Here is a 22,385-nt window from a genome sequence, read left to right on the forward strand (position 1 = left end):
TATGAAAGGTGCTCACTAATGAAAAATCCGTCCACGGCGGATCTGTCGATCTTTCTGAGCATCGCCCAACATCTGAATTTCAGCCGTGCGGCGGTGGATCTGGGCCTGACACCTTCAGCGTTGAGCCACTCGTTGCGGGCTCTGGAAAATCGCCTGGGCGTACGCCTGTTCAATCGCACCACCCGCAGCGTGGCGCTGACCGAGGCCGGCGAACGGCTTTACGGCCGGCTGAAACCGGCGTTTCGCGATATCGAAGATGCGCTCGAAGACCTCAACCACTTTCGTGACAAACCCTCGGGCAACCTGCGCATCACCTCCGGGCGCCAGGCATGCGAACTGGTGCTGCTGCCGATCGCCAGCGAGTTCCTGCAGGCCTACCCGGACATTCGTCTGGAGGTGGTCGAAAGCGATGCGCTGCTGGATATCGTCGCTGCCGGATTCGATGCCGGCGTACGCTTCGGCAATCGGCTGGAGGCGGACATGGTGTCGCTGCCCATCGGGCCGGACCTGCGTTCAGTGGTGGTCGGTTCGCCGGCGTTTTTCCAGCGACATCCTGCGCCGCAGCAACCTGAAGACCTGCATGCCCTGCCCTGCATCCGCCATCGGTTCCCGAGTGGTTCGATGTACCGCTGGGAATTCGAACGTGATGGCATTGAACAGGAAATCGACGTCAACGGCCCGCTGACCCTGGGCGATGTCAGCCTGATGGTCGGCCCCGCGCTGCAAGGGCTGGGACTGGCTTATGTGTTCGAAGACATGGTCAGCGAACACCTCGCCGCCGGGCGTCTGGTGCAGGTGCTGGCAGACTGGTGCCCGTACTATCCCGGGCTGCATCTGTATTATCCGAGCCGACGCCATGTACCGTCGCCGCTCAAGGCCTTCATCGATTTTGCCCGCAACGCTCGCCACAGCAAAACGGGCTAGCTACAGGTACTTCAACCAGGCGAGGTCACGTCGCCGAGACTTCAATGCCGAGAACCAGCGCACCGCCGGAAACAGCGCGACCGCCAGCAGCATCGCCGCCAACCACACCGCCGTCACCGCCGAGAACCCGAAATAGCTGCCCTGATTGAGCCCGAACAACGCCACGCCGATCAGGTACAGCACCTTCAATGCGTACAGGTGCAGCAGGTAGAAAAACATCGGCGCCGAACCGAACACGGTCAGCCAGCGAATCCAGCGTCGATCCTGTGCACGCTCGAACACCAGCAACAACAGCAGCCCGACGCTCACTGTCAGCGTGATGAACAACAGCGACGGCGGGTATTTGGTGATGTTGAAAAAACTCATCAGGGTTTGCAGGCTGCTGTCATTGATCGACCACGGTTTCTCGCCGTAACCGTTGACCAGTCGCAGCACCACGAAACCCACCAGCCCGGCGATGCCAACGATCAGCAAACGTCGCTGCCGCACGCCTGCATCGGCCGCACGTGCGAACCACGGCCCCAGCGCGTAACCCAGACCGATCACGCCGATCCACGGCAGCAACGGGTACGACGTGCGCAAACGCAAACTCTCGCCGACTTCGATCCAGCCGCGGTCATGCAGGATCGCCCACGGCACATGCAGCACCGACTCCGTTGCGAAGTGCAGCCCGTCGAGCAGGTTATGCCCGGCGATGATCGCCAGACTCAGCATCAACAACAACCAGCGTGGCAACCAGACCAGCAGCGACAACGCGATCATGCTCAGGCCGATGGCCCAGATCACTTGCAGGTAGATCACGGTCGGCGGCAGCTGGAACGTCCAGGCGAAATTCACCAGGGTGAATTCGAGCGCTACCAGAAACAGTCCGCGCTTGAACAGAAAGGCACTGACGTCAGCCTTGCCGTCGTACTTCTCGCCGAACAGCCACGCCGACAATCCGGTCAGCAGCACGAACACCGGCGCGCACAAATGCGCCAAAGTGCGGCTGAAGAACAGCGCCGGCTCTGTGCTGGCAATGTCCATCGGATCGGACACCTGACGATGCAGCAGAAAGGTTTCGCGCACGTGATCGAGCAACATGAACAGAATCACCAAGCCACGCAGCGCATCAATGGACAGCAACCGGCCAGTCACCGAGGGGGCAGAACGGGGAACCGCAATCGTCATGGAGGTATCGCAATCGAAAGGTTGATCAATGCAGCCGCCCGAAAGCGGCCGCACAATTTGCGTTACCTTATAACATGAAAAACCGATCCAATCGCCAGCGATTCTCGAACAGCGATCACGCTGTACGCAGGGTTTCCAGCACGACTTGCAACGGATGGCGCAACTGTTGATCGGCCTGGCGCTTGACCTGACTGCGGCAGGAATAACCGGTGGCCAGTGCCTCTCCCTTCTCCACCGGAGCCTCGATCTGCTTCGCCCAGGACTGCTCGTAAATCACCGCCGAGGTCTGGCGATTGCGCGCTTCGTGCCCGTAAGTGCCGGACATTCCGCAGCAACCGGTGGCCTGCGTCGTCAGCTTCAGGCCGACCCGTTCGAACACCTGCTCCCATTGCCGGGTCGCGGCGGGCGCATTGGTTTTCTCGGTGCAGTGCGCCAGCAGACGGAAGGTTTCCTCACGGCGCCGATCGACTGGCTCCGGCATGACGTTGAGCAGCCACTCCTGCACCAGCGCCACCTCCGGGCATTTTTCCATCCCCGGCACTTTCAGGTATTCCTGGCGATAAACCAGAGTCATCGCCGGGTCGAGCCCCACCAGCGGCACGCCGATTTCGGCCAGTGCGCGCAGTTGCCCGGCATTGCGCAACGCCGCACGATTGAACGCCGAGAGGAAACCCTGCACGTGCAGCGGCTTGCCGTTGGCACTGAACGGCGCCAGATAAACCTGATAGCCCAGTCGCGAAATCAGCTCGATCAGATCCGCCAGCAATGGTGCTTCGAAATACCGGGTGAACGCGTCCTGCACCAGCACCACACTGCGCTCGCGTTGCGGCTGAGTCAGCGCCGAAAGCACCTCGACCGACGCCGGCTGAACCTGCCAGCGGCGCATCGCCGCGTGGAAATCGAAACGACTGAGTAACGGCACATCGACCATTCCACCAAGACGCTCGATCAAGCGACGGCTGAACGAAGCGCCCATCAGACCGTTATAGAGAAACGGAATCCGCGCCATGTACGGAATCGTGTATTCCAGCGAGGCAATCAGATAATCCCGCGCCGGCCGCAGGTAACGCGTGTGATACAGCTCCAGAAACCGCGAACGGAAGTCCGGCACGTTGACCTTCACCGGGCACTGCCCCGCGCAGGACTTGCACGCCAGGCAGCCGGCCATGGCGTCGTACACCTCGTGGGAGAAGTCGTGCTCCTGCGCACGGCTGTTGCGCCAGCGCTGCAGCAACGTACTGAAAAACGGCGGACGGCGACTGGCATCGGACAACACGTCGACACCCGCCTCGCCCTGCAAACGCAGCCATTCGCGAATCAGCGAGGCGCGGCCTTTTGGCGACTGCGCACGCTGGCGAGTGGCTTTCCACGACGGGCACATCGCATCGTCAGGATCGAAGTTGTAGCAGGCGCCGTTACCGTTGCAGTGCATCGCTGCACCGTAGTCCTGCCAGACTTTCTCGTCGATCTGCCGGTCCAGTTCGCCGCGCAGGGTCACTTCGTCAATCTTCAGCAATGCAGCGCCGGGAATATCCGGCGTGGCGATCTTGCCGGGGTTGAACTGGTTGAACGGATCGAACGCCGCCTTCAAGGCTTGCAACGCCGGGTACAAATCACCGAAGAAGGCCGGCGCGTATTCCGAGCGCAGGCCCTTGCCGTGCTCGCCCCACAGCAGGCCACCGTAACGCTGGGTCAGCGCGGCGACGCCGTCCGACACCGGTCGCACCAGCGCGGCTTGTTGCGGGTCTTTCATGTCGAGAATTGGCCGTACGTGAAGCACGCCGGCATCGACATGGCCGAACATGCCGTATTGCAATTGATGGCTGTCGAGCAGGTCACGCAGTTCGGCGATGTATTCGGCCAGGTGTTGCGGTGGCACGGCGGTGTCTTCCACAAATGGCTGCGGCCGCGCTTCACCGGCAACGTTGCCGAGTAAACCCACTGCGCGTTTGCGCATGCCATAGACGCGATTCACCGCCGCATGCCCGACGGCCAGCGTGTGGCCGAGGCGCTCGACCGAGGCGTCAGTGCCCAGGTGCTGGACGAAAGCCTCGACCCGGCCTCTCAGTTCCTCGGGATCGTCGCCGCAGAACTCCACCAGGTTGATCCCCAATGTCGGACGCTCGGCGCTTTCCGGGAAGTATTCGGCGACGCCGTGCCAGACGATGTCCTGCATCGCCAGCAACAGCACTTTGGAGTCCACGGTTTCAATCGACAGCGGCTTGAGTGCCATCAACGCGCGGGCATCACGCAACGCGTCCATGAAGCCGCCATAGCGAATGTTCACCAGCATGGTGTGCTTGGGGATTGGCAAGACGTTGAGCTTGGCCTCGACCACAAACCCCAGCGAACCTTCAGCACCGCACAGCACGCTGTTGAGGTTGAAACGGTTGTCGGCCTCGCGCAGGTGCGCCAGGTCGTAGCCGGTCAGGCAGCGGTTGAGATCGGGGAAGGTTTCCCGGATCAGCTCGCCCTGCTCATCAATGATCTGCCGCGCACAGCGATACACCTCGCCGGCCCGGCCTTCACGGGCGCATTCCGCTGCCAGCTCACTTTCTTCAAGTGGGCGGCCGTGCAAGCGCTCGCCCCCGCGCAGGACCATGTGCAGTTCCAGTACGTGGTCGCGGGTCTTGCCGTAGGTGCAACTGCCCTGGCCGCTGGCGTCGGTGTTGATCATGCCGCCAACGGTGGCGCGGTTCGAGGTCGACAGTTCCGGAGCGAAAAACAGCCCGGCGGATTTCAGCGCGGCGTTCAGTTGATCCTTCACAACACCGGCCTGCACCCGCACCCAACGCTGTTCAACGTTGATCTCGAGGATCCGGTTCATATGCCGCGACAGGTCGACGACGATACCGTCGGTCAACGACTGGCCGTTGGTGCCGGTGCCGCCGCCGCGAGGGGTGATCACCACTTTCTGGTACGCCGGTTCGGCGATCAGACCGGCCAGCAGCGCCACGTCGTCGGCGTCACGCGGGAATACCGCCGCTTGCGGCAAGCGCTGATAGATCGAGTTGTCGGTGGCCAGCACCACGCGGCTGGCGTAGTCGGCACTGATTTCGCCACGAAAGCCGCTGGTTTCAAGGGCTTTGAGAAACTGTTGGTAGTCGGTGTTCAGCGTGGTGGAAGGCGACAGCTGGGCAATCATCGGGAGGGCAATCTCGGTCAAAAACGGGCCGTGTGGCGGTGAACAGTTGTGCGCAAGGAATGATTGCGTCACGCTCCCGCCATCTCATAGGCCTTATGTTCATTGCAGAGCGATGCCGGGACAACCGTAAAATTGACCCGCAATCCATGACTAAAACGAATGAATCCGCGAACCCTTACTCCCTCGATGTCGTTGCTGCTGGCGTTTGAAGCCGCTGCACGCCATGAAAGCTACACCCGCGCCGCTCACGAACTGTCGCTGACCCAAAGCGCCGTCAGTCGTCAGGTACAGATCCTGGAAAAGATGCTTGGCATGCGCCTGTTCAGCCGCGAAGGCCGGCGGGTGGTCCTTACCGACGTCGGGCGTATGTATCAGCGTGAATTGTCCGAAGCCCTCGGGCAGATTCGCAGCGCAACGCTGCAAGCCATGGCGTTTGGCTCGGGCATTCACAGCCTGCGCCTGGCGACCCTGCCAACCTTCGGCTCAAAATGGCTGCTGCCACGCTTGAAGGATTTCTACACCGCGCACCCCGGCATGACCGTGCACCTGCATTCACGCATCGAAGCCATCGACTTCGACACCAGCGAGATCGACGCGGCGATTTACGTCGGCGGCGGTGACTGGCCGGGGCTGACCGCCCACCGCCTGCACACCGAAGAACTGGTGGTGATCGCCAGCACGCAGCTGTCCGATGCCGAACGTCTGGCTGCCGACAAGGATATCGCCGGGCAACTGCTGCTCAACGTCAGCAGCAATGCCCAGGCGTGGAGTGAATGGTTCAGTCATCACGCCCTGCCCCATCGCAGCATGCGCATCGGTCCCAGCTTCGAGATGACCTCACACCTGATCCAGGCCGTGCGCGCCAATATCGGCATCGGACTGGTGCCGAGGATTCTGGTGGAGGATGAACTGCACAACGGTGAGTTGGTGCAACTGGGGGAGCCGATCAGCAGTCGGCGCAGCTACTACCTGGTGTACCCGGCGCGTAATGAATCGCTGGCGTCGCTGAAGGCGTTTCGGGATTGGCTGGTACAGACGCTCTGAGTTGAATGAGCGATGTTCGGGTGGATTACGTTTCTGCTGCGCAACCCACCGTGTAAACGAGCATTCCGCTTGCCGACATCACCGACTGACAGGCAAAAAAAAGCAGAAAACGCTCACACGCTTTCTGCTTTTTTCATATCGACAGCATGGCCGTCAAAGGCAATCGCGCACCGATTTGCGCAGCGAGCCGGACTTGGCCCATGGCGGCCCCTGGTACAGCGACACACGGCTGCCATCCTTGTACTTCACGATATCGAGAATCTCGTCGGCAGTGACGATGCTTGGCGCCGTGATCCTGTAACCATTGGAAATCGCGACCTGGGATGTCTTGGAGATATCCTGTTGCCACAACGGCAGCACGCAGGCGGCGTACTCCTTGGGAGCCTTGCCACTGATCTTGCTGAAGTTCGGTTCGCCCGGCACGAGTGACGCCGGCAGAGAACAACCGGCCAACGCGGCCATCATCAGGCCCCCGATCAACATCCGCATAAAGAATCCTTCATCTGAAAAGTCGCGAATTTACCCTGTTACTGTTTGAACATCCATCGTGGCGCAATGCTCGCGCCCCGAAACCCGGGCTTTTCCCGCTTTCGAGGTGAACCGCTCCGACCAATGGCAGTCGATTCACAGCCATTCGGCCCGGTGACCGATCGCCCTTGCCCTCTCTTGCGAAAATGCGGCTACTATTTTCTACCGAGAATGTTCCGGAGGTGATCATGCGGCTCAATGAATACGAACATGAACTTCAGCGTGACCTGCAAAGTGTTGCATCAGACCTGCGATGGTCGGCAGTCGACCTCAAGCGCATTGCCGAGCAATTGCGCAAATCCGGCAACGAGGCGGATGCGCAGACGGTGCTCAGATCCTGCGAGGTGCTGCAAAGTGACGAGGAACGTCTGCAGCTCTATGCCAGGGAAGTAAAAGCCCGCGCCATCAGCCGAACGAAAGTCCACTGACCCTTGATCCTGCAACAAAAAAGCCCCGGACAACCGGGGCTTTTTCATTGCAGGCCTTCAACCTGTCTTGCGGCCGTGCGTGCGGCTCTTGTAACCCGGAAGTGCAGCGGCATACGCCAGCGCCTCCTCTCGGCTGGCGAAAGACGCCAGTCGATCACCCTGCGTGCAGACCCGCCACGGGCCGTTGTTCACACTCAGTACGTCATAGCCATTCATGTGCATTCTGTTCAGTATCGCCATGCTCATAGGCACCTCCTGTCGACTATCGATAGTCCAACTGCACATTTTCACCTTACACCGGGTTCGCCACCGCGTGCCGACCAGACGTCGCCCACTTCGGCGTCAAGTGTCTGGCACTTTTGCGTTTTTCGACCACTCTGACATCAAAAGGGCGCCTAAACCAAGGCACGGCGTGAATATTGCATTTTCATGACAGAATCATGACATTCAGCAACCGAGTAACAAATGAAAGTACGTGCAACCATCATCTGCGAACAGGATCGACACATTCTCCTGGTACGCAAACCCCGATGCCGCTGGAACTTGCCGGGCGGCAAGGTCGAGCCCGGCGAGGCCAGGGTTGACGCCGCGACACGCGAACTTGAGGAAGAAACCGGCCTGCTCGCCGATGGCTTGCTGTATCTGATGGAGCTGGAGGCCGGCAGCACCCGCCACCATGTCTATGAGGCATCGGTGCTGAATATTGAAGAAGTCCGGCCGCAGAACGAAATCGTCGATTGCATCTGGCATCCGCTGGACGCAGTGCAGAACCTGAGTGTCAGCGACGCAACGCTGCAAATCGTCCGGGCCTTTCAGCGCCGCCTCTGAGTCAGCCGGCGAACGCCCGGCGCCCGGCACTCATTTCAGTTCGCAACTCACCGATGAAGTTGGAGATGTCACGAATGGTGACCAGATGTTCCGGCGATACGCCGTTGAGCAGCAGATCGACCCGCCCGCTGTCAGGTTCGTAAACCTTGATCTGCAACAGCCCCTGCCCCGTTTCCGTGCAATCACAGCAAAGGGGCGAAAAGCCGGATTCGACGATGCGGCAAATGTCGGCAATGGCAAGCATGGGTGGACGCCTCGTGGGCGAAGGATCGGTCGACCCATTGAGCATAGATGAGCGTTTCGACCTTGCGCGAGCGGCAGACAGCGAAAAAATGCCAAGCGCTTCACATCTTTGAATCGGCACACTCAATTGGCGTCGCGGCCCCAGATCCAGTTCCAGATTCCCGGCAGCCGAACCGGGTCCGAACTCTTCTGCACCGTACGCGCCAGCGCGGCTTTTTCCAGCAGCGCATGATCGTCGTAGAACGGTTTGTCCGCCAGGCGCACGCCGGTGGCTGCGGCGCTGTCGAGCAGAATCTGCAGATACTCGCGGGCATGTCGCGCGGTATAGCGGTTGAGGTCATGGAACGTCACTACCACCGGGATCACCCCGTCCACCGTCGGCAATTCACCGAGGGCGATTCGCTCACGCACTTGCGACAGCTGACGCAACAGGTTCGCCCGACGCCGTGGGCTGGCATTGAAGCCCCAGATCTTGCCGTCATTGGCGCTCAGATCGGTCAGTAACACATGCAGACCATGTTTCTGATACGCCGCGAACGTACGTTTGTCGTAATTCCAGAATGGCGGACGCAGCAGCACCGGAGGCGCGCCGGTGATCGCCGCGATGTCCGCCGTGCCATTGGTGAGTGACGTTTCGAGTTCCTGCGGATCGAGCGAGCGATGGTTGGTGTGCCAGTGGGTCGCCGTATGAAAACCCAGAATGTGACCTTCATCGTGTTCGCGATGCATGATCCGCCGGCCGATCTCGCTGTTGCCGGCCCTTGGCGCACGGGTCTGGACGAAAAACACCGCTTTGATATCAGGCTGCAGCGGGTTGTCTTTCAGACTGTCGAGTACGGTTTCGGTCGGATTGTAGAAACTCGAGGCACTGGGACCGTCATCGAAGGTCAGCAGAAATTTCACCGGAGCCTGCGCATCCAGACGCGATCGGGTCTGCTCAGTCATTTCGATAGGGGCCGCAATACACCCCGCCAGCCCGCTGATGATGGCTACAGCGCAGAAAAGCTTGAACCAGAGTTTCATGTTTTGCCTTGAGCCCGACCGTTGCGGTCACGTTGTCGATTGGCAAAACTCCCTCGCCGCTGCTGCCTCCCTGCGACCCACTGAAATGGGCCGAGGTTGGATAAAGATAACAGGGTTTTGTTCCAGTGCTCACTCAGTGCGCCAATGCCTGCTGGAACGAGGTATCGATAATGCCTGCCGTGGCCAGCGGAGCCGGCAGCGCCTTGACCTTGAACAGGAAGTCCGCGGTGCCTTGCAGATCGGCAGCGGCTTGCTGGTCCACCGGACCGACAGTCATGTGCGCCTGGCGCAACCAGTGCCGCGAGACTTCCTGATCGAGATTGGCTTTCTTCGCCCACAGGTCCGCGTATTCGTCGGTATGGTTGTCAACCCACGCCCGGGCCTGTTTCAGACGCCCAAGAAAGTCGGCAATCGCCTCACGCTTGCTGTCGATGGACGGCGCGGAAGCGGCGATGGCGCTCAAGCCCGGCATGAGGTTTTTTGCGGTCAGAATCGGTCGTGCGCCTGAGAACACGATCTGCTGGGAAATGTACGGCTCCCACACCGGGAAAGCATCGATGCTGCCCTGAGGCAAAGCCGCAGCGGCGTCGATCGGCATCAGTTTGACGAATTCGACGTAGTTCTCCGGCAGGCCGCCCTGCTCCAGCGCTCGCAGGGTCAACTGCTGACTCCAGGCACCCGGCCAGTAGGCGACTTTCTTGCCCTTCAGGTCCTCGATGGTTTTCACCGGCGAATCTTTGGGCACCAACAGAGCGATGGTGTCCGGGTTCTGCCGTGACACGCCGATCAGTTTTACCGGCGCCTGCTTGGCAGCGAGAAACAGAAAGCCCGAATCGCCGAGAAAGCCCAGGTCCAGCGAACCGGTCTGCAACGCCTCAGCCAGCGGTGCGGCGGCCTGGAAGTGTTTCCAGTCGACGGTGTAAGGCGCGTCCTTCAAGACGCCGGACGCTTCTACCGAGGCGCGGATGTTGTAGTAATTCTGGTCACCGACATGCAGGACCAAGGGATCAGCAGCGTAGGTCAATGGCGTGGCAAACAATGCGCTGGTCAACGCGGCGCGTAGGAAACGGGAGAGCTTCATGGCGAGTCCTGCAAAGGGGATTTTTATAGACCATAACGCTCTTACAAATCTAACTTGAAATTCGATTAGCGCATAAGCTCAGCACTGTCGATGAACGCTGTCTGTCTGGCAACAGTGGCGCGGCACAGTGTTTGTCCTGCAACAGTTCAAAGCGCACAAACCCTCTGAAAACCCCGTAAACACGGCGCTCAAGGCGTATGGCACAGAGCCTGCAATATTCCATTCATGCAGGAAGCATTCGATAAAAATATCTTTTTTGACATAAGAACCTGTTGCCTTGCCGGAGCGTGCCCATGAAATCCCCTTTACCGTTTTCCCGAATCAAAACCCTGCTCGCGGCCTGCGCTGTGGCCCTGAGCCTGCAACCTTTCGCCCAGGCGGAGCAATCGCCACCCGCCGAAGTGCATCTGGACTATGCCTATTACTCGCCGGTCAGCCTGGCGCTCAAACATTTGGGCTATCTGGAAAAGGCCCTGCCTCAGAGCAAGGTCAGTTGGGTGTTGAGCCAGGGCAGCAACCGTTCGCTGGAGTACCTCAACAGCGGCGGCGTGGACTTCGCTTCGTCCGCCAGTCTTGCCGCCGTGCTGAGCCGCGCCAACGGCAGCCCGATCAAATCGGTGTACGTCTACAGCCGCGCCGAATGGACCGCGCTGGTGGTGCGCAAGGACTCGCCATACCAGACCGTTGCCGACCTCAAGGGCAAGAAAATCGCCGCCACCAAAGGCACCGACCCGTACCTGTTCACCTTGCGCAGCCTGCAACAGGCCGGGCTGAAAAAAGACGATGTGGAACTGGTGCACCTGCAACACCCGGACGGCCGCACCGCCCTGGAGAAAGGCGACGTCGACGCCTGGGCCGGACTCGATCCGCACATGGCCGCCAGCCAGGTACAGGCAGGCTCACGCCTGCTGTACCGCAATCGCGACTTCAACAGCTACGGCGTGATCAGCGTCACCGAGCAATACGCCAAGGAACATCCACAAACCATCGACACTGTGATCAAGGCCTACGAACAGGCCCGCGAGTGGTCGGTGAAGAACCCGGACGAGCTGGCCAAGTTGCTCGCCAGCGAATCCGGCCTGCCGCTGGACGTGGCCAGGCTGCAACTGTCGCGCACCGACCTCGGCAGTCCGCAACTGACGGCGAAGGACGTGCTCGCCTCGAAAGCCGCCGCGCCGATTCTGGTCTCCGAAGAGCTGGTGCGCCGTGGAGTGAATGTCGATCAGGTGATCGATCAATTGATCGACACCGGTTTCCAGCAAGTCGCCGCCGCCCAGTAACCGATCAGGCTCGCGACAAATCCGCGCCCGACGCGGATTTGTCGTGAGCGGAGTACCGTCCATGAGCAATGACCTGCCCGCCCGCCTCGCCGTGTCGCTGCCGCGCCCGCAACCCCGGCCGTTGAATCCGCTCTGGCAGCGGCGGCTGAAGGGGCTCGCCCTGCCGCTGCTGATCGTGATCGCCCTGGAGATCATCGTGCGCGTCGGCTGGCTGCCGTCCTATCAGATGCCTGCACCGAGCGAAGTCGCCCTGACCCTCACCGATCTGGCCGAAGGCGCACTGTGGAAACACATCGGCGCCAGCCTGATTCGCGTGCTGATCGGGTTTGCCATTGGCGCAAGCCTTGCCCTGGTATTTGCGGCATGGGTCGGCCTGAGCCGGGAGGCCGAGGCGTACCTGGAACCGACCTTTGCCGCGTTGCGTTCGATCCCGAGCCTGGCCTGGGTGCCGCTGTTGCTTTTATGGCTGGGCATCGACGAGACCTCGAAAATCGTCCTGATCGCCATTGGCGCTTTCTTCCCGGTGTACGTCAACGTAGTCGCGGCGATCCGTAACATCGACCGCAAACTGGTGGAAGTCGGCCACATCTATGGTTTCACTCACCTGCAACTGGTGCGCCGGATTCTGCTGCCCGCCGCCCTGCCCGGCCTGTTCACCGGGCTGCGCAGCGGCATGAGTCTGGCGTGGATGTTTCTGGTGGCGGCCGAACTGATCGCAGCGACCAAAGGGCTGGGTTACCTGCTCAGTGACGGTCGCGAAACTTCAAGGCCGGACATCGTGCTGGCTGCGATCATCGTCCTGGCGCTGCTGGGCAAACTCAGCGACGGTTTGCTTGCGGTGGTGGAACGCCGCTGGCTGGTCTGGCGCGACGCGTTTACTGGTCAGGGCAGCAAGGAGTGAACCGTGCAACTAAGCTGAAACCTTCAGGCAGCTGTGCGCCGGAGGGTCGGCCAATGTGCGGAAGACTGTCGCAATACCGGGGCATCCACGATTTTGTCGCGGTGCTGAGCATTCCCGATGCGCTGATCAATCACGTCGGCGACGCACCGCTGGCGCATTACAACGCCGCACCCACCACGTCACTGGCGATCCTCCATCAGCACCAACAACGGCTATACGCCGACAATCTGCGGTGGGGCTGGCGCCCGCACTGGGCCAAGGATCGCGCCGCGCCGATCAACGCGCGGGTGGAAAAAGTCGCCCACGGGCCGTTCTTTCGAGCGATCTGGCGTCATCGGCTGATCGTGCCGGTCGACAACTGGTTCGAATGGGTCGACGCCCCCGACAAAAGCCGCCAGCCCTGGCTGATTCGTCGCGCCGATCATCAACCGGTTTTCTGCGCCGCCATCGGCCAGTTTCCGACACCCGGCGAACCTCCACGGGAAGACGACGGCTTCGTCATCATCACTGCCAACAGCGAAGGCGGCCTGCTCGATGTGCATGACCGGCGCCCGATCGTGCTGCGCGCCGAACGGGTGCAGGAATGGCTCGATCCCGCCACGCCCACCGAACGCGCCGAGCAGATGTTGCTGTTCGAAGCCGAACCCAGCGAAGCGTTCCAATGGCACAAAGTCGGCAAAGCGGTGGGCAACTCCCGCAATCAGGGTGCGGAATTGATTGAAGCGGTGACGTAAATAAATGCCGATGCGGTGCGTTATCAAGCGCAGGATTCCACGAATTGAATCCTGCGCGTTACACCCGGTGTTTCAAACGCGAAACATTCAACATAAACAGTCGTTTGATTGAACTAACCGCCTGTCTGACATTTCAACCGTCATACATACATTTACAAACACTACAGATAGCATGCGCGCCGCATTTCCTTTTGGCATACCAGTTGACCAAAGAGTCAGCAAAACCAGGAATACCCTCCAAACTTAACAAGCCTTGCAGAGAACTAAGTTGCGCGACGATTTTGCAATCAAACAGGCCAATGGCCTGGAGTGTATCTATCTGTCCATGACAGAACGCTTTCAGCTCGACTGTTTTATCGGCCACTACATAAAGACTCGAAACCTGCGTGACGTCCCCGAGATCGATCGCATCCTGCGCACCGCCCTCGAAAGCTATCCCTGCCACCCGCCAGTGATGGTCAACGAGCTCAATGCCTGGATCGACAAGACCTTGGGCTATCGGGCCGCACACCCCGACTTCACACAATTGGAAGAGCTTTGATGAAACGAAAAAGCCCCGCACTCGCGGGGCTTTTTCGTTGCAGGGTTCAGGGCTTGAGAGGACGTTCCTGGTCACGATCGGACAACTCGCGGCTGTCGTCGTGTTTCCAGGTCTGCTCCTTGTGTTTCTCCCGCTCGATCTCTTCTTCGCTCGGTTCTTCATCTTCTTCGGGACGTTTCTGCTCGGTTGCCATGTTCACCTCGCTATCTGAAAGTCATCTTTCAAGCGTAGAACACCCGCAACTTATAGCCACCAGCGCAAGAGGAAGAAGAACGCCATGCTCAATAGCATGCTGAGCAACGTATTGCGTGTGTAGATCACCAGTCCGATGGCCACTAACGAACTCAGCAGATAAGGGTTGTCCCACTGCAGATTCAGCTGTTTGTCCGGCATGAACACGATCGGTCCACAAATCGCGGTCAACATGCCCGGTACGGCGAAACCCAGAAATTGTCGTGCGTTGCTGCTCAAGCGCACCGGCAATCGAGGTTCGAGAAATACGTAGCGGTTGAGGAACACCAGAATTCCCATGCCGAAAATCACTGCCCAGACCATCATGTGCGCTCCCGATACAGCTTGTTGCAGACAAACCCCGCCATCATTCCCGCCAGTCCCGACAGCACCAGCGCCGAACCCCACTGCCAGTAACTGAACAACACCGAGCAGAACAGCGACACCGCCACACACACCACTGTCGGCACATTGCGCACCACGGGTGTGATCAGTGCAATGAATGTGGCGGCAATCGAGAAGTCCAGACCCAGGTGCTCAAGCCCCGGAATACTGCTGCCCAGAACGATGCCAGCCAGGGTGAAGAGGTTCCACGCGATGTAGAACGTCAGGCCGACGCCGAGGGCGTACCAGCGGTTGAACTGCTGACGGTCGTGCTGACTGGTCAGGGCGAACAGTTCGTCAGTGAGCAAAAAACCAAGGCCGACACGCCAGCGCCCCGGCAACGGTGAGATCACGTGGCGCATGCTCATGCCATAAAGCAAATGCTGCGACGTCAACAGCAAGGTGGTCAGCAGAATCGAGAAAATCCCCGCGCCGCCCTTGAGCATGCCGATCGCCACCAGTTGCGCGGCACCGGCAAACACGATGGTGGACAAGCCCTGCCCTTGCAGCGGCGTGAGGTTGGCTTCGATCGCCATGGAGCCGGCCAACAGCCCCCACGGCGCAGTTGCCAGGGATAGCGGCATGATCGCCGCGGCTCCGCGAAGAAAGGCACTGCGCGGCATTAATGAGTCAGACATAACACTCTTCAACCGTGAGACAAGACCCCGGACTCTGCCCGCAAACGCCATCGGCTGGCTTGAACAATCTTGCTCAGTTGCGAGAATTCGCCCTGCCATGAGCCGCCGACCGGCGTACCATTGCAGCCATTCACATCTGCGTCAGGGAGACGACATGCTGTATCGAATTGCCGCCGACGGGCTGGTGCTGTTTCACCTTTCGTTCATTCTGTTCGTGCTGTTCGGCGGGCTGCTGGTGCTCAAGTGGCATCGAGTGGCATGGCTACATCTGCCGGCCGCCACCTGGGGCGTGATGGTCGAGGTACTGCACCTGACCTGCCCGTTGACCTATTGGGAAAACCTGATGCGCCACGCCGCCGGGCAAACCGAATATGCCGGCGGTTTCATCGAGCATTACGTCTGGCCGATCATCTACCCGGCGGGACTTACCCCGCAGATTCAACTCGCGCTGGGCAGCGTGGTACTCGCAATCAACCTGCTCGTCTACGGGCGCCTGATCCGCCAGTGGCAACTGCGTCGCGCCGCACGCATTCCGTTTTAGCGCGCTTTCAAAGCGTCCAGCCAGGCCGGATCGAGGCGCGTCTGATCGGTGTCCAGACCGAGCGCCTGCATCCGTGTCTTGTGCGCTTCGACTTCCCGATTCAATTGCGCGTGATCGCTGGAGTTGCCGTCCAGTTCATGCATTTGCGTCAGGCCGAGGTGATAGAAACGCAGCACCTTCATCGCAGTCGGATCGCCCGCCTCAACCGCCGCCGTCACCTGATGCATGACATTGGTGACGCTCATCAGGCTGCGCTTGAGCCGCCAGCCGTATACCGCCGGGGCCATCCAGGTCTGGTTCCAGAAACGCCCGCGCAGCAACGCCGCCGTCAGCAGGAATGCGCCGAATACCCCGCCAACATTGAACCGCAGATTATCCCCGCCCGGCTCGCCGAACAGCGCCACCGCCACGGTCGAGAATGCCATCGCCAACACCAGGAACAACACCGCGATGATCAGCGTGCTGCGCCGGGTCTGCTGGCGATAAGTAATGGCATCGATCGGTTGAATCTCGAACATCGCGACAGGCTTCCATGGCTTGAAATAAAAAGAGGCTGGCGCATTATCGCCTCTGAGGCGGATTTAGCTATGCTGGAGCTCCTTTTCATCTTTTCATCGTCCAGCGGGGGACATGGCGATACCACGCAGATCGTGCCATCTTCATTCATGGATACACTCTATTCGGATGCCATTGGCCAGCCGGCAATGACATCGTTTTAAGGATCACTGCATGACCCAACGACACGTAATCAACGCCTCGGTCAGCCCAAAAGGCAGCCTGGAAACCCTTTCCCAACGTGAAGTTCAGCAACTGAGCCAGGCCGGAACCGGCAGCACCTACACCCTCTTCCGCCAGTGCGCCCTGGCCATCCTCAACACCGGCGCCCATGTCGACAACGCAAAAACCATTCTGGAAGCCTACAAGGACTTCGAAATCCGCATCCACCAACAGGATCGCGGTGTGCGCCTGGAACTGCTGAACGCCCCGGCCGACGCCTTCGTCGACGGCGAAATGATCGCCAGCACCCGGGAAATGCTGTTCAGCGCCCTGCGCGACATCGTCTACACCGAAAACGAACTCGATGCCCTGAGCATCGACCTCAGCACTTCCCAGGGCATCAGCGACTACGTCTTCCACCTGCTGCGCAACGCGCGCACCCTGCGCCCGGGCGTCGAGCCGAAGATCGTCGTGTGCTGGGGCGGTCACTCGATCAACACCGAAGAATACAAATACACCAAGAAAGTCGGCCACGAACTGGGCCTGCGCAGCCTCGACATCTGCACCGGCTGCGGCCCCGGCGTGATGAAAGGCCCGATGAAAGGTGCGACCATCGCCCACGCCAAGCAGCGGATTCATGGCGGTCGCTATCTGGGCCTGACCGAGCCAGGCATCATCGCCGCCGAAGCGCCGAACCCGATCGTCAATGAGCTGGTGATCCTGCCAGACATCGAAAAACGCCTGGAAGCCTTCGTCCGCGTTGGCCACGGCATCATCATCTTCCCGGGCGGCGCCGGCACTGCCGAAGAATTCCTGTACCTGCTGGGCATCCTGATGCACCCAGACAACGCCGGCCTGCCGTTTCCGGTGATCCTGACCGGGCCGAAACACGCCGCGCCGTACCTGGAACAACTGGACGCCTTCGTCACCGCCACCCTCGGCGAGGCAGCGAAGCAGCACTACGAAATCATCATTGACGACCCGGTCGAAGTGGCTCGGCAGATGACCGCGGGCCTCAAAGCCGTGAAGCAGTTCCGCCGCGAGCGCGCCGACGCGTTCCACTTCAACTGGCTGCTGAAGATCGACGAAGGCTTCCAGCGCCCGTTCGATCCGACCCACGAAAACATGGCTAACCTCAAGCTGCACCGCGACCAGCCACCCCATGAACTGGCGGCCAACCTGCGCCGCGCGTTTTCCGGGATCGTCGCCGGCAACGTCAAGGACAAGGGCATCCGCCTGATCGAGGAACACGGGCCGTACCAGATCCGTGGTGACGCCGCGATCATGCAGCCCCTCGATCTGCTGCTCAAAGCCTTCGTCGCCCAGCACCGGATGAAACTGCCGGGCGGCGCGGCGTATGTGCCGTGCTACCGCGTGGTGTCCTGACCATCAATGTACAAGCCCTGAAGACCCGTTCTTCAGGGCACCCCACAACATTGTGGAAGCGGGCTTGCCCGCGAAGGCGCCATCGAATTCAGCATCATTGTTGACTGACAGACCGCTTTCGCGAGCAAGCTCGCTTCCACAAAAAGAGTGTGAACCCACCACATCCCGATCCTGATGCTCACCGCCCGCGACGACCAGACCGACCGCGTCCTCGGCCTGGAAACGGGCGCCGAATCCTGATGGATTTGTATCGCTCTGTATAAATTCGCCGCGCAGATACGTAACCCGTGTTTTCGGGCCCCATCACCACATATCAGCGATACACCCTCGCGATTGAATGAACCCACCAGAAAGCACTGGCTCACTCATCTCAAACGCAAGGAGAAGCACCATGTTCAAGTCCACTAAATCCCTGGTACTCGCACTCAGCCTGCTCGGCGGCCTGGCTTTGGCCGACCTGGCATCCGCCAGCTCCCAGCCGCTGATCGCCGAATACGGTTCGGAAAACCTGCAGAAGGATCGCGTTGCCGAAGGTGGCGCGGATCGCTTGCAGGAACTGCGTGAGCGGGTGGCTGAAGGTGACGCCGACCGCTTGCAGGAGTTGCATGAGCGCGTCGCCGAGGTTGGTGCCGACCGCTTGCAGGAACTGCGCGAACGTTCCGCCCGCAGCGTGCTGGTCGCCGAGAACCGTCCCGAGTTCGGTTCCAAGTACCAGCGCTACTGATCATTTGTACCGGCTGTTGTCGATTCCTGCCGGGGGCGCTCTGCCCCCGCAGCGATCACTAACGATAAGCCTTGTTCTCTGACACAAAAGCCCCGCTGTTTCCCCAAGACAGCCACCGGTACGCAGCCTGCGCGAGGCCGATCACCTGGGCCGGATCACCGTGCCGCGCTGATCACGCATCAACGTCTTTGATAACAACTATCTGAAAAGGTGTTTTTTCTTCTGGCGCCGGTCGCCCTAAAGTGGCAGTCACCTTCCTCCCACTTTCTGGTACAGACCCATGAAAGACTTCATTGCCCTTGGGTTTATCGTCGCCCTGATCGGTGCCACTTCCGCCGCAATCGCCAGCGCACATGGCCACGGGCCGGCTGTCGCCATGACCGGTACCGTGAATGTCGACACCGTTGGCATTGACCGTGAGGCCCGTGGCAGTGTGGAGCAGAATCTTTACGTCGCGCAAAACGATTCCGGATTCGCCTACGACTATTGAGCCACCAGCCGCGTGGCCAACGCCTTGGCCTGCGACGCAACATCGGTCACCGCCGTACTTTCCCACCACATCCCTCTCAGTGGCGGGCCCATCGCGAACAGTCTTTGTGACGCTTTCCCCTGCGCATCCTGCACCGCACCATCCTCTGCCGCCGCGATCCCCAGCGCCAACGGCCCCGGTTGCACCAGCCCACGGGCCAGCAACTGCTGCGGCAAAGGCCGATCGACCCGGCGCCAATCGTATTCGATACCACTGGAATTGATCAGCGCCGCGCCTTGCACCACGCAAGTTGCATTTTCGCCCCGACGACGGATGCGGATACCGACGCCTGCACCCGACACCTGTTCAAGTCCTTTATAAGAAGCGGCATGAATCTGCAGGCGCCCTTCGCGGTGCAGACGCTCGACCAGTTCCGCACTCAGCGGCGGTGAGCGATGGTGATGGCTCTCCCACCACGGCCGCACATGCCGCACGAATTGCCGGCGTTGCACATCAGTGGCCTGGCTCCACAGCCGGCCGATATGAGCGCGCACCGTGTCCAGCGGCGCCTGCCAGTCGATACCCTGAGCGATTGCGTCTTTGCAATGCCGGCGCAACTCGCGCAATAGCTGACGTGGTGAGCGAATACCGTGGTCCTCGGCAAGGAAATCCGCCCAGGCCGGTGGTTGTCGACGCACATGGGGCAGCAGCCCGTGCCGGGAAAACACCTCGATCGGCCCGCGATGCCCGGCCTGTTCCAGCGAGACCACGGCATCAACCATGGTCAGGCCGGAGCCGATGATCAGCACCGTGGATTGCGGATCGAGTTGACGCATGGCCGCGACATCCCACGGATCGAGCGCCGCTGCATTGAGGCCGCTGGATTCTTTTTGAGGGGTGCGGGCAGCCGGGAACATCCCGGTCGCCAACACTGCAAAAGCGCCGTGCAGTTGCTGACCGTCATTCAAGGTGAGCTGCACGGAATCGCTGGCAGCCTGAACATCGACCACTTCGGCGCGCACATGCTCGACCGTCGACCCGTGTTGCGCGCCCACCTGCTGCGCTTCGGCCAGACGCTGCTGCACGTACACACCGAACAGCCCCCGTGGCGGAAACAGTTCGCTGACCGGCACATGCTGCTGATCCGACTCCGGCCAACCGCCAGCGGCAATGTGAGCGGTCAGCCATTGGGTCAAATCATCGGCATTGTCCGGATCAACGCTCATCCGGGCCGCGTTGCCGTTGAGCGTATGGCCCAGTTCCACCGCGCTGTACGCTTCGCCCCGGCCCAGTTCGGCCCGGGGCTCGATCACCAGAATCTTTCTGCGCCCCGGCAAACGCAGCAATTGCACCGCCAGCATCGTGCCGCTGAGGCCGCCGCCGACAATCAGGATGTCAGCGTGACGCAGTGCGGTCGTATCGGTTTGAGTCATGCCGTTCTCGCTGCTGAGGGTTTGCTCAAGTCAGTGTCGTGCAGACGCCGCGAAGGCGTCTAGACGGACGCGACTTTTTTCTCCTGCCGATGCAGCTCGCCCAGGTTTCGATACCCGCTGCCCGGAGGGATCTCCGGCAACCTGGCCCCTCGCCAAACAGTTTCTCGCGCAAGGTCCCCGGCGCGTACTCGGTCTTGTAGACACCGCGCCTCTGCAACTCCGGCACCCGCATATGAGGCGACTCCGTGGTTTCCGGATGAGGATCCAGAACCCTTAGCAGGAGTCATGCCTGAATATATATTCTTTATTTATCAATAGATTGAGATAACAACTTAAAGCAGTCTGCACGCAGGGTGAAGCAAACTGTTTATCCGCTGTCGGCCCTGCAACAGTCAGATCACCACATTGCGCACGAACCGCGCGGCCACGTCCCCATCGTTGCGATAGGTGTGCGGCTGGTTACTGGCGAACATGAAAAACTCCCCGGCCGCGATCTGTTGGGGTTGATCGCCGAGCATCAGCGTCAGGCAGCCTTCGAACACAAAAATCTGCTCGCTCCAGCCGTCGGCGTCCGGTTGCGAGGGATAGACCTCGCCCGGTTGCAGGCACCATTCCCACTGTTCCACCGCGCGAGTGGCGTTGGCCTTGGACAGCAAAACGGCTTTGCTGCCGGGGATGCTGCCGGCCCAGGCGAGTTCGTTGATACGACCCGGATCGCGATTGTCCGGGGCCTGGATCAGATCGCTGAAGGCCACTTCGAGGGCTTCGGCGACGCGGTCGAGGGTGGTCAGGCTGACATTCTTCTCGCCGGCCTCGATGGCCACCAGCATCCGCCGGCTGACCCCGGACTTTTCCGCCAGGGCCGTCTGACTCATGTCGGCGGCGTGGCGCAGGCGTCGGACGTTCTGGCTGACGTGTTGCAGGACCGAAGCCCGCTGAACGGAATCTCTGTGCACTATATTGCTCACTGGCTGGGGTTGGGCAGTATACTGCGCAACATTTGGCGCATTGTGCGTCCCCTCCTTAAAAGTACGCAAGGTCATGACGTCAGCTAACTCCACTCAAACTCCCCTGCGATTTTCCCGGTTCAGCAAAGCCGAGTGCGTGCTGGTGCTGATCACCATGCTCTGGGGCGGCACCTTTCTGCTGGTGCAGCACGCGATGACCGTCAGTGGCCCGATGTTTTTCGTCGGTCTGCGCTTTGCCGCCGCCGCGAGCATCGTTGCGTTGTTCTCGTGGAAACACTTGCGCGAACTGACCCTGTTCGAACTAAAGGCCGGCGCTTTTATCGGGGTGGCGATCATGCTCGGTTATGGCTTGCAGACCGTCGGTTTGCAGAGCATTCCCAGCAGTCAGTCGGCGTTCATCACCGCGCTTTACGTGCCGTTCGTGCCGCTGTTGCAATGGCTGGTGCTGGGCCGGCGCCCGGGTTTGATGCCGAGCATCGGCATCATGCTGGCGTTTACCGGGTTGATGCTGCTGTCGGGGCCGTCCGGCGCTTCGTTGAATTTCAGCCCAGGTGAAATCGCCACGCTGATCAGCGCCATTGCCATAGCGGCCGAGATCATTCTGATCAGCACCTATGCGGGTCAGGTCGATGTGCGCCGCGTAACCGTGGTGCAGCTGGCGACGACTTCGGTGCTGTCGTTTTTGATGGTGGTACCGACCGGAGAGACGATTCCGGACTTCTCGTGGTTGTTGCTGAGCACCGCCCTGGGCCTGGGCGCGATGAGTGCGGCAATTCAGGTGGCGATGAACTGGGCACAAAAAAGTGTTTCGCCAACCCGCGCGACCCTGATCTACGCTGGTGAGCCCGTGTGGGCGGGGATCGTCGGACGCATCGCCGGAGAGCGTCTGCCAGCGATTGCATTGGTGGGTGCGGGACTGATCGTGGCGGCAGTGATCGTCAGTGAACTGAAGACCAAAGGTAAAGAGACACAAACGGTCACGGAAGAATTGGAGCACGAGACCGAAGGCTGAACGGGGGTTTTA

General features: G+C 60.4%; 26 protein-coding genes and 1 pseudogene. 13 read left to right on the plus strand and 14 right to left on the minus strand.

The genetic code is table 11. The features are described from left to right. The first annotated feature begins 18 nt into the window (after positions 1 to 18). A complete protein-coding gene (locus NE357_RS16280; protein ID WP_169430730.1) occupies positions 19 to 924 on the plus strand; it encodes a LysR family transcriptional regulator in 906 nt (301 codons plus the stop codon). Here NE357_RS16280 and NE357_RS16285 read toward each other — a convergent pair whose 3' ends face one another. Both NE357_RS16285 and ydiJ read right to left on the minus strand, forming a co-directional pair. Beyond that, complete coding sequence (locus NE357_RS16285) at positions 925 to 2,094, minus strand: DUF1624 domain-containing protein (protein ID WP_169430731.1); 1,170 nt, start codon at positions 2,092 to 2,094, stop codon at positions 925 to 927. A 115-nt stretch (positions 2,095 to 2,209) separates the two neighbouring features. Next, positions 2,210 to 5,239 (minus strand): D-2-hydroxyglutarate dehydrogenase YdiJ, encoded by a 3,030-nt coding sequence (gene ydiJ / locus NE357_RS16290; RefSeq protein ID WP_169430732.1) that lies wholly within the window; start codon positions 5,237 to 5,239, stop codon positions 2,210 to 2,212. A gap of 159 nt (positions 5,240 to 5,398) precedes the next feature. On the opposite strand from ydiJ, the gene NE357_RS16295 reads away from it, so the two are divergent. Continuing rightward, positions 5,399 to 6,283 (plus strand): LysR substrate-binding domain-containing protein, encoded by an 885-nt coding sequence (locus tag NE357_RS16295; protein ID WP_169430733.1) that lies wholly within the window; start codon positions 5,399 to 5,401, stop codon positions 6,281 to 6,283. Positions 6,284 to 6,436: 153 nt separating this feature from the next. Here NE357_RS16295 and NE357_RS16300 read toward each other — a convergent pair whose 3' ends face one another. Next, complete coding sequence (locus tag NE357_RS16300; RefSeq protein WP_169430734.1) at positions 6,437 to 6,772, minus strand: hypothetical protein; 336 nt, start codon at positions 6,770 to 6,772, stop codon at positions 6,437 to 6,439. A gap of 227 nt (positions 6,773 to 6,999) precedes the next feature. On the opposite strand from NE357_RS16300, the gene NE357_RS16305 reads away from it, so the two are divergent. Further along, a complete protein-coding gene (locus tag NE357_RS16305; protein ID WP_065259780.1) occupies positions 7,000 to 7,239 on the plus strand; it encodes a hypothetical protein in 240 nt (79 codons plus the stop codon). A gap of 57 nt (positions 7,240 to 7,296) precedes the next feature. Here the strand turns inward: NE357_RS16305 and NE357_RS16310 are convergent, their stop codons facing one another. Further along, entirely contained in the window at positions 7,297 to 7,485 is a 189-nt protein-coding gene (locus tag NE357_RS16310) for a DUF2188 domain-containing protein (protein ID WP_096820121.1), read from the minus strand. Positions 7,486 to 7,704: 219 nt separating this feature from the next. On the opposite strand from NE357_RS16310, the gene NE357_RS16315 reads away from it, so the two are divergent. Then, positions 7,705 to 8,067: an NUDIX hydrolase gene (locus tag NE357_RS16315; protein WP_169430735.1), complete on the plus strand. Its 363-nt coding sequence runs from the start codon at positions 7,705 to 7,707 to the stop codon at positions 8,065 to 8,067. 1 nt (position 8,068) lies between these two features. Here the strand turns inward: NE357_RS16315 and NE357_RS16320 are convergent, their stop codons facing one another. The 3 genes from NE357_RS16320 to NE357_RS16330 all read right to left on the minus strand — a co-directional run bounded on the left by NE357_RS16320 (position 8,069) and on the right by NE357_RS16330 (position 10,414). Further along, entirely contained in the window at positions 8,069 to 8,311 is a 243-nt protein-coding gene (locus tag NE357_RS16320) for a DUF1652 domain-containing protein (RefSeq protein WP_169430736.1), read from the minus strand. Positions 8,312 to 8,433: 122 nt separating this feature from the next. Further along, positions 8,434 to 9,333 (minus strand): polysaccharide deacetylase family protein, encoded by a 900-nt coding sequence (locus tag NE357_RS16325; RefSeq protein ID WP_169430737.1) that lies wholly within the window; start codon positions 9,331 to 9,333, stop codon positions 8,434 to 8,436. Between the two features lie 133 nt (positions 9,334 to 9,466). After that, on the minus strand, positions 9,467 to 10,414 hold the full coding sequence (locus NE357_RS16330) for an ABC transporter substrate-binding protein (RefSeq protein ID WP_169430738.1): 948 nt from the start codon (positions 10,412 to 10,414) through the stop codon (positions 9,467 to 9,469). 293 nt (positions 10,415 to 10,707) lie between these two features. Between NE357_RS16330 and NE357_RS16335 the strand changes: the two genes are divergently transcribed. The 4 genes from NE357_RS16335 to NE357_RS16350 all read left to right on the plus strand — a co-directional run bounded on the left by NE357_RS16335 (position 10,708) and on the right by NE357_RS16350 (position 13,870). Then, positions 10,708 to 11,694: an aliphatic sulfonate ABC transporter substrate-binding protein gene (locus NE357_RS16335; RefSeq protein WP_169430739.1), complete on the plus strand. Its 987-nt coding sequence runs from the start codon at positions 10,708 to 10,710 to the stop codon at positions 11,692 to 11,694. 61 nt (positions 11,695 to 11,755) lie between these two features. Beyond that, positions 11,756 to 12,595 carry an ABC transporter permease gene (locus tag NE357_RS16340; RefSeq protein ID WP_169430740.1) on the plus strand — a complete coding sequence of 280 codons (840 nt, stop codon included), beginning with the start codon at positions 11,756 to 11,758 and terminating at the stop codon, positions 12,593 to 12,595. Between the two features lie 53 nt (positions 12,596 to 12,648). Further along, positions 12,649 to 13,329, plus strand: coding sequence for an SOS response-associated peptidase (locus tag NE357_RS16345; protein ID WP_169430741.1), 681 nt, complete (start codon positions 12,649 to 12,651; stop codon positions 13,327 to 13,329). A 268-nt stretch (positions 13,330 to 13,597) separates the two neighbouring features. Next, complete coding sequence (locus NE357_RS16350) at positions 13,598 to 13,870, plus strand: hypothetical protein (protein ID WP_169430742.1); 273 nt, start codon at positions 13,598 to 13,600, stop codon at positions 13,868 to 13,870. 46 nt (positions 13,871 to 13,916) lie between these two features. Here NE357_RS16350 and NE357_RS16355 read toward each other — a convergent pair whose 3' ends face one another. Genes NE357_RS16355 through NE357_RS16365 form a run of 3 tightly spaced genes read right to left on the minus strand, consistent with a single transcriptional unit; the run spans position 13,917 to position 15,123 of the window. Beyond that, entirely contained in the window at positions 13,917 to 14,063 is a 147-nt protein-coding gene (locus tag NE357_RS16355; RefSeq protein ID WP_169430743.1) for a hypothetical protein, read from the minus strand. Positions 14,064 to 14,113: 50 nt separating this feature from the next. Further along, complete coding sequence (locus NE357_RS16360) at positions 14,114 to 14,425, minus strand: AzlD domain-containing protein (protein ID WP_164872179.1); 312 nt, start codon at positions 14,423 to 14,425, stop codon at positions 14,114 to 14,116. After that, a complete protein-coding gene (locus NE357_RS16365) occupies positions 14,425 to 15,123 on the minus strand; it encodes an AzlC family ABC transporter permease (RefSeq protein ID WP_169430744.1) in 699 nt (232 codons plus the stop codon). The genes NE357_RS16360 and NE357_RS16365 overlap by 1 nt, the downstream gene beginning before the upstream one ends. Before the next feature lie 154 nt (positions 15,124 to 15,277). On the opposite strand from NE357_RS16365, the gene NE357_RS16370 reads away from it, so the two are divergent. Next, the gene (locus NE357_RS16370) at positions 15,278 to 15,664 is read left to right on the plus strand and encodes a DUF2784 domain-containing protein (RefSeq protein ID WP_169430745.1); all 387 of its coding nucleotides are present in this window, start codon (positions 15,278 to 15,280) and stop codon (positions 15,662 to 15,664) included. On the opposite strand, the gene NE357_RS16375 is transcribed toward NE357_RS16370, so the two are convergent. Next, entirely contained in the window at positions 15,661 to 16,182 is a 522-nt protein-coding gene (locus NE357_RS16375) for a DUF3087 domain-containing protein (protein ID WP_169430746.1), read from the minus strand. The genes NE357_RS16370 and NE357_RS16375 overlap by 4 nt on opposite strands. Positions 16,183 to 16,393: 211 nt before the next feature. On the opposite strand from NE357_RS16375, the gene ppnN reads away from it, so the two are divergent. The 3 genes from ppnN to NE357_RS16390 all read left to right on the plus strand — a co-directional run bounded on the left by ppnN (position 16,394) and on the right by NE357_RS16390 (position 18,981). Next, the gene (ppnN, locus tag NE357_RS16380; protein WP_169430747.1) at positions 16,394 to 17,767 is read left to right on the plus strand and encodes a nucleotide 5'-monophosphate nucleosidase PpnN; all 1,374 of its coding nucleotides are present in this window, start codon (positions 16,394 to 16,396) and stop codon (positions 17,765 to 17,767) included. Between the two features lie 391 nt (positions 17,768 to 18,158). Beyond that, a complete protein-coding gene (locus NE357_RS16385; protein WP_169430748.1) occupies positions 18,159 to 18,491 on the plus strand; it encodes a hypothetical protein in 333 nt (110 codons plus the stop codon). A 280-nt stretch (positions 18,492 to 18,771) separates the two neighbouring features. Beyond that, positions 18,772 to 18,981 (plus strand): hypothetical protein, encoded by a 210-nt coding sequence (locus NE357_RS16390; RefSeq protein ID WP_134826386.1) that lies wholly within the window; start codon positions 18,772 to 18,774, stop codon positions 18,979 to 18,981. Here the strand turns inward: NE357_RS16390 and NE357_RS16395 are convergent. The 3 genes and pseudogenes from NE357_RS16395 to NE357_RS16405 form a co-directional block, all read right to left on the minus strand. Further along, the gene (locus tag NE357_RS16395; RefSeq protein ID WP_169430749.1) at positions 18,975 to 20,393 is read right to left on the minus strand and encodes an FAD/NAD(P)-binding protein; all 1,419 of its coding nucleotides are present in this window, start codon (positions 20,391 to 20,393) and stop codon (positions 18,975 to 18,977) included. The two genes, NE357_RS16390 and NE357_RS16395, sit on opposite strands and share 7 nt — an antisense overlap. 59 nt (positions 20,394 to 20,452) lie before the next feature. Further along, a pseudogene (locus tag NE357_RS16400) lies at positions 20,453 to 20,619 on the minus strand (5,10-methylene tetrahydromethanopterin reductase); the annotation flags it as partial. A 166-nt stretch (positions 20,620 to 20,785) separates the two neighbouring features. Continuing rightward, positions 20,786 to 21,349, minus strand: a complete 564-nt coding sequence (locus NE357_RS16405; protein ID WP_169430750.1) for a helix-turn-helix domain-containing protein — start codon at positions 21,347 to 21,349, stop codon at positions 20,786 to 20,788. Between the two features lie 85 nt (positions 21,350 to 21,434). On the opposite strand from NE357_RS16405, the gene NE357_RS16410 reads away from it, so the two are divergent. Next, positions 21,435 to 22,373, plus strand: coding sequence for a DMT family transporter (locus NE357_RS16410; RefSeq protein ID WP_169430751.1), 939 nt, complete (start codon positions 21,435 to 21,437; stop codon positions 22,371 to 22,373). Positions 22,374 to 22,385 lie beyond the last annotated feature (12 nt).

The organism is Pseudomonas sp. G7(2022) (assembly GCF_052660475.1).

Excerpts from the sequence above, each read along its gene's own strand:
- NE357_RS16280 (WP_169430730.1), top strand. The coding sequence starts at position 19 with ATGAAAAATCCGTCCACGGCGGATCTGTCGATCTTTCTGAGCATCGCC.
- NE357_RS16285 (WP_169430731.1), bottom strand. The coding sequence starts at position 2,094 with ATGACGATTGCGGTTCCCCGTTCTGCCCCCTCGGTGACTGGCCGGTTG.
- ydiJ (WP_169430732.1), bottom strand. The coding sequence starts at position 5,239 with ATGATTGCCCAGCTGTCGCCTTCCACCACGCTGAACACCGACTACCAA.
- NE357_RS16295 (WP_169430733.1), top strand. The coding sequence starts at position 5,399 with ATGAATCCGCGAACCCTTACTCCCTCGATGTCGTTGCTGCTGGCGTTT.
- NE357_RS16300 (WP_169430734.1), bottom strand. The coding sequence starts at position 6,772 with ATGCGGATGTTGATCGGGGGCCTGATGATGGCCGCGTTGGCCGGTTGT.
- NE357_RS16305 (WP_065259780.1), top strand. The coding sequence starts at position 7,000 with ATGCGGCTCAATGAATACGAACATGAACTTCAGCGTGACCTGCAAAGT.
- NE357_RS16310 (WP_096820121.1), bottom strand. The coding sequence starts at position 7,485 with ATGAGCATGGCGATACTGAACAGAATGCACATGAATGGCTATGACGTA.
- NE357_RS16315 (WP_169430735.1), top strand. The coding sequence starts at position 7,705 with ATGAAAGTACGTGCAACCATCATCTGCGAACAGGATCGACACATTCTC.
- NE357_RS16320 (WP_169430736.1), bottom strand. The coding sequence starts at position 8,311 with ATGCTTGCCATTGCCGACATTTGCCGCATCGTCGAATCCGGCTTTTCG.
- NE357_RS16325 (WP_169430737.1), bottom strand. The coding sequence starts at position 9,333 with ATGAAACTCTGGTTCAAGCTTTTCTGCGCTGTAGCCATCATCAGCGGG.
- NE357_RS16330 (WP_169430738.1), bottom strand. The coding sequence starts at position 10,414 with ATGAAGCTCTCCCGTTTCCTACGCGCCGCGTTGACCAGCGCATTGTTT.
- NE357_RS16335 (WP_169430739.1), top strand. The coding sequence starts at position 10,708 with ATGAAATCCCCTTTACCGTTTTCCCGAATCAAAACCCTGCTCGCGGCC.
- NE357_RS16340 (WP_169430740.1), top strand. The coding sequence starts at position 11,756 with ATGAGCAATGACCTGCCCGCCCGCCTCGCCGTGTCGCTGCCGCGCCCG.
- NE357_RS16345 (WP_169430741.1), top strand. The coding sequence starts at position 12,649 with ATGTGCGGAAGACTGTCGCAATACCGGGGCATCCACGATTTTGTCGCG.
- NE357_RS16355 (WP_169430743.1), bottom strand. The coding sequence starts at position 14,063 with ATGGCAACCGAGCAGAAACGTCCCGAAGAAGATGAAGAACCGAGCGAA.
- NE357_RS16360 (WP_164872179.1), bottom strand. The coding sequence starts at position 14,425 with ATGGTCTGGGCAGTGATTTTCGGCATGGGAATTCTGGTGTTCCTCAAC.
- NE357_RS16365 (WP_169430744.1), bottom strand. The coding sequence starts at position 15,123 with ATGTCTGACTCATTAATGCCGCGCAGTGCCTTTCTTCGCGGAGCCGCG.
- NE357_RS16370 (WP_169430745.1), top strand. The coding sequence starts at position 15,278 with ATGCTGTATCGAATTGCCGCCGACGGGCTGGTGCTGTTTCACCTTTCG.
- NE357_RS16375 (WP_169430746.1), bottom strand. The coding sequence starts at position 16,182 with ATGTTCGAGATTCAACCGATCGATGCCATTACTTATCGCCAGCAGACC.
- ppnN (WP_169430747.1), top strand. The coding sequence starts at position 16,394 with ATGACCCAACGACACGTAATCAACGCCTCGGTCAGCCCAAAAGGCAGC.
- NE357_RS16385 (WP_169430748.1), top strand. The coding sequence starts at position 18,159 with ATGTTCAAGTCCACTAAATCCCTGGTACTCGCACTCAGCCTGCTCGGC.
- NE357_RS16390 (WP_134826386.1), top strand. The coding sequence starts at position 18,772 with ATGAAAGACTTCATTGCCCTTGGGTTTATCGTCGCCCTGATCGGTGCC.
- NE357_RS16395 (WP_169430749.1), bottom strand. The coding sequence starts at position 20,393 with ATGACTCAAACCGATACGACCGCACTGCGTCACGCTGACATCCTGATT.
- NE357_RS16410 (WP_169430751.1), top strand. The coding sequence starts at position 21,435 with ATGACGTCAGCTAACTCCACTCAAACTCCCCTGCGATTTTCCCGGTTC.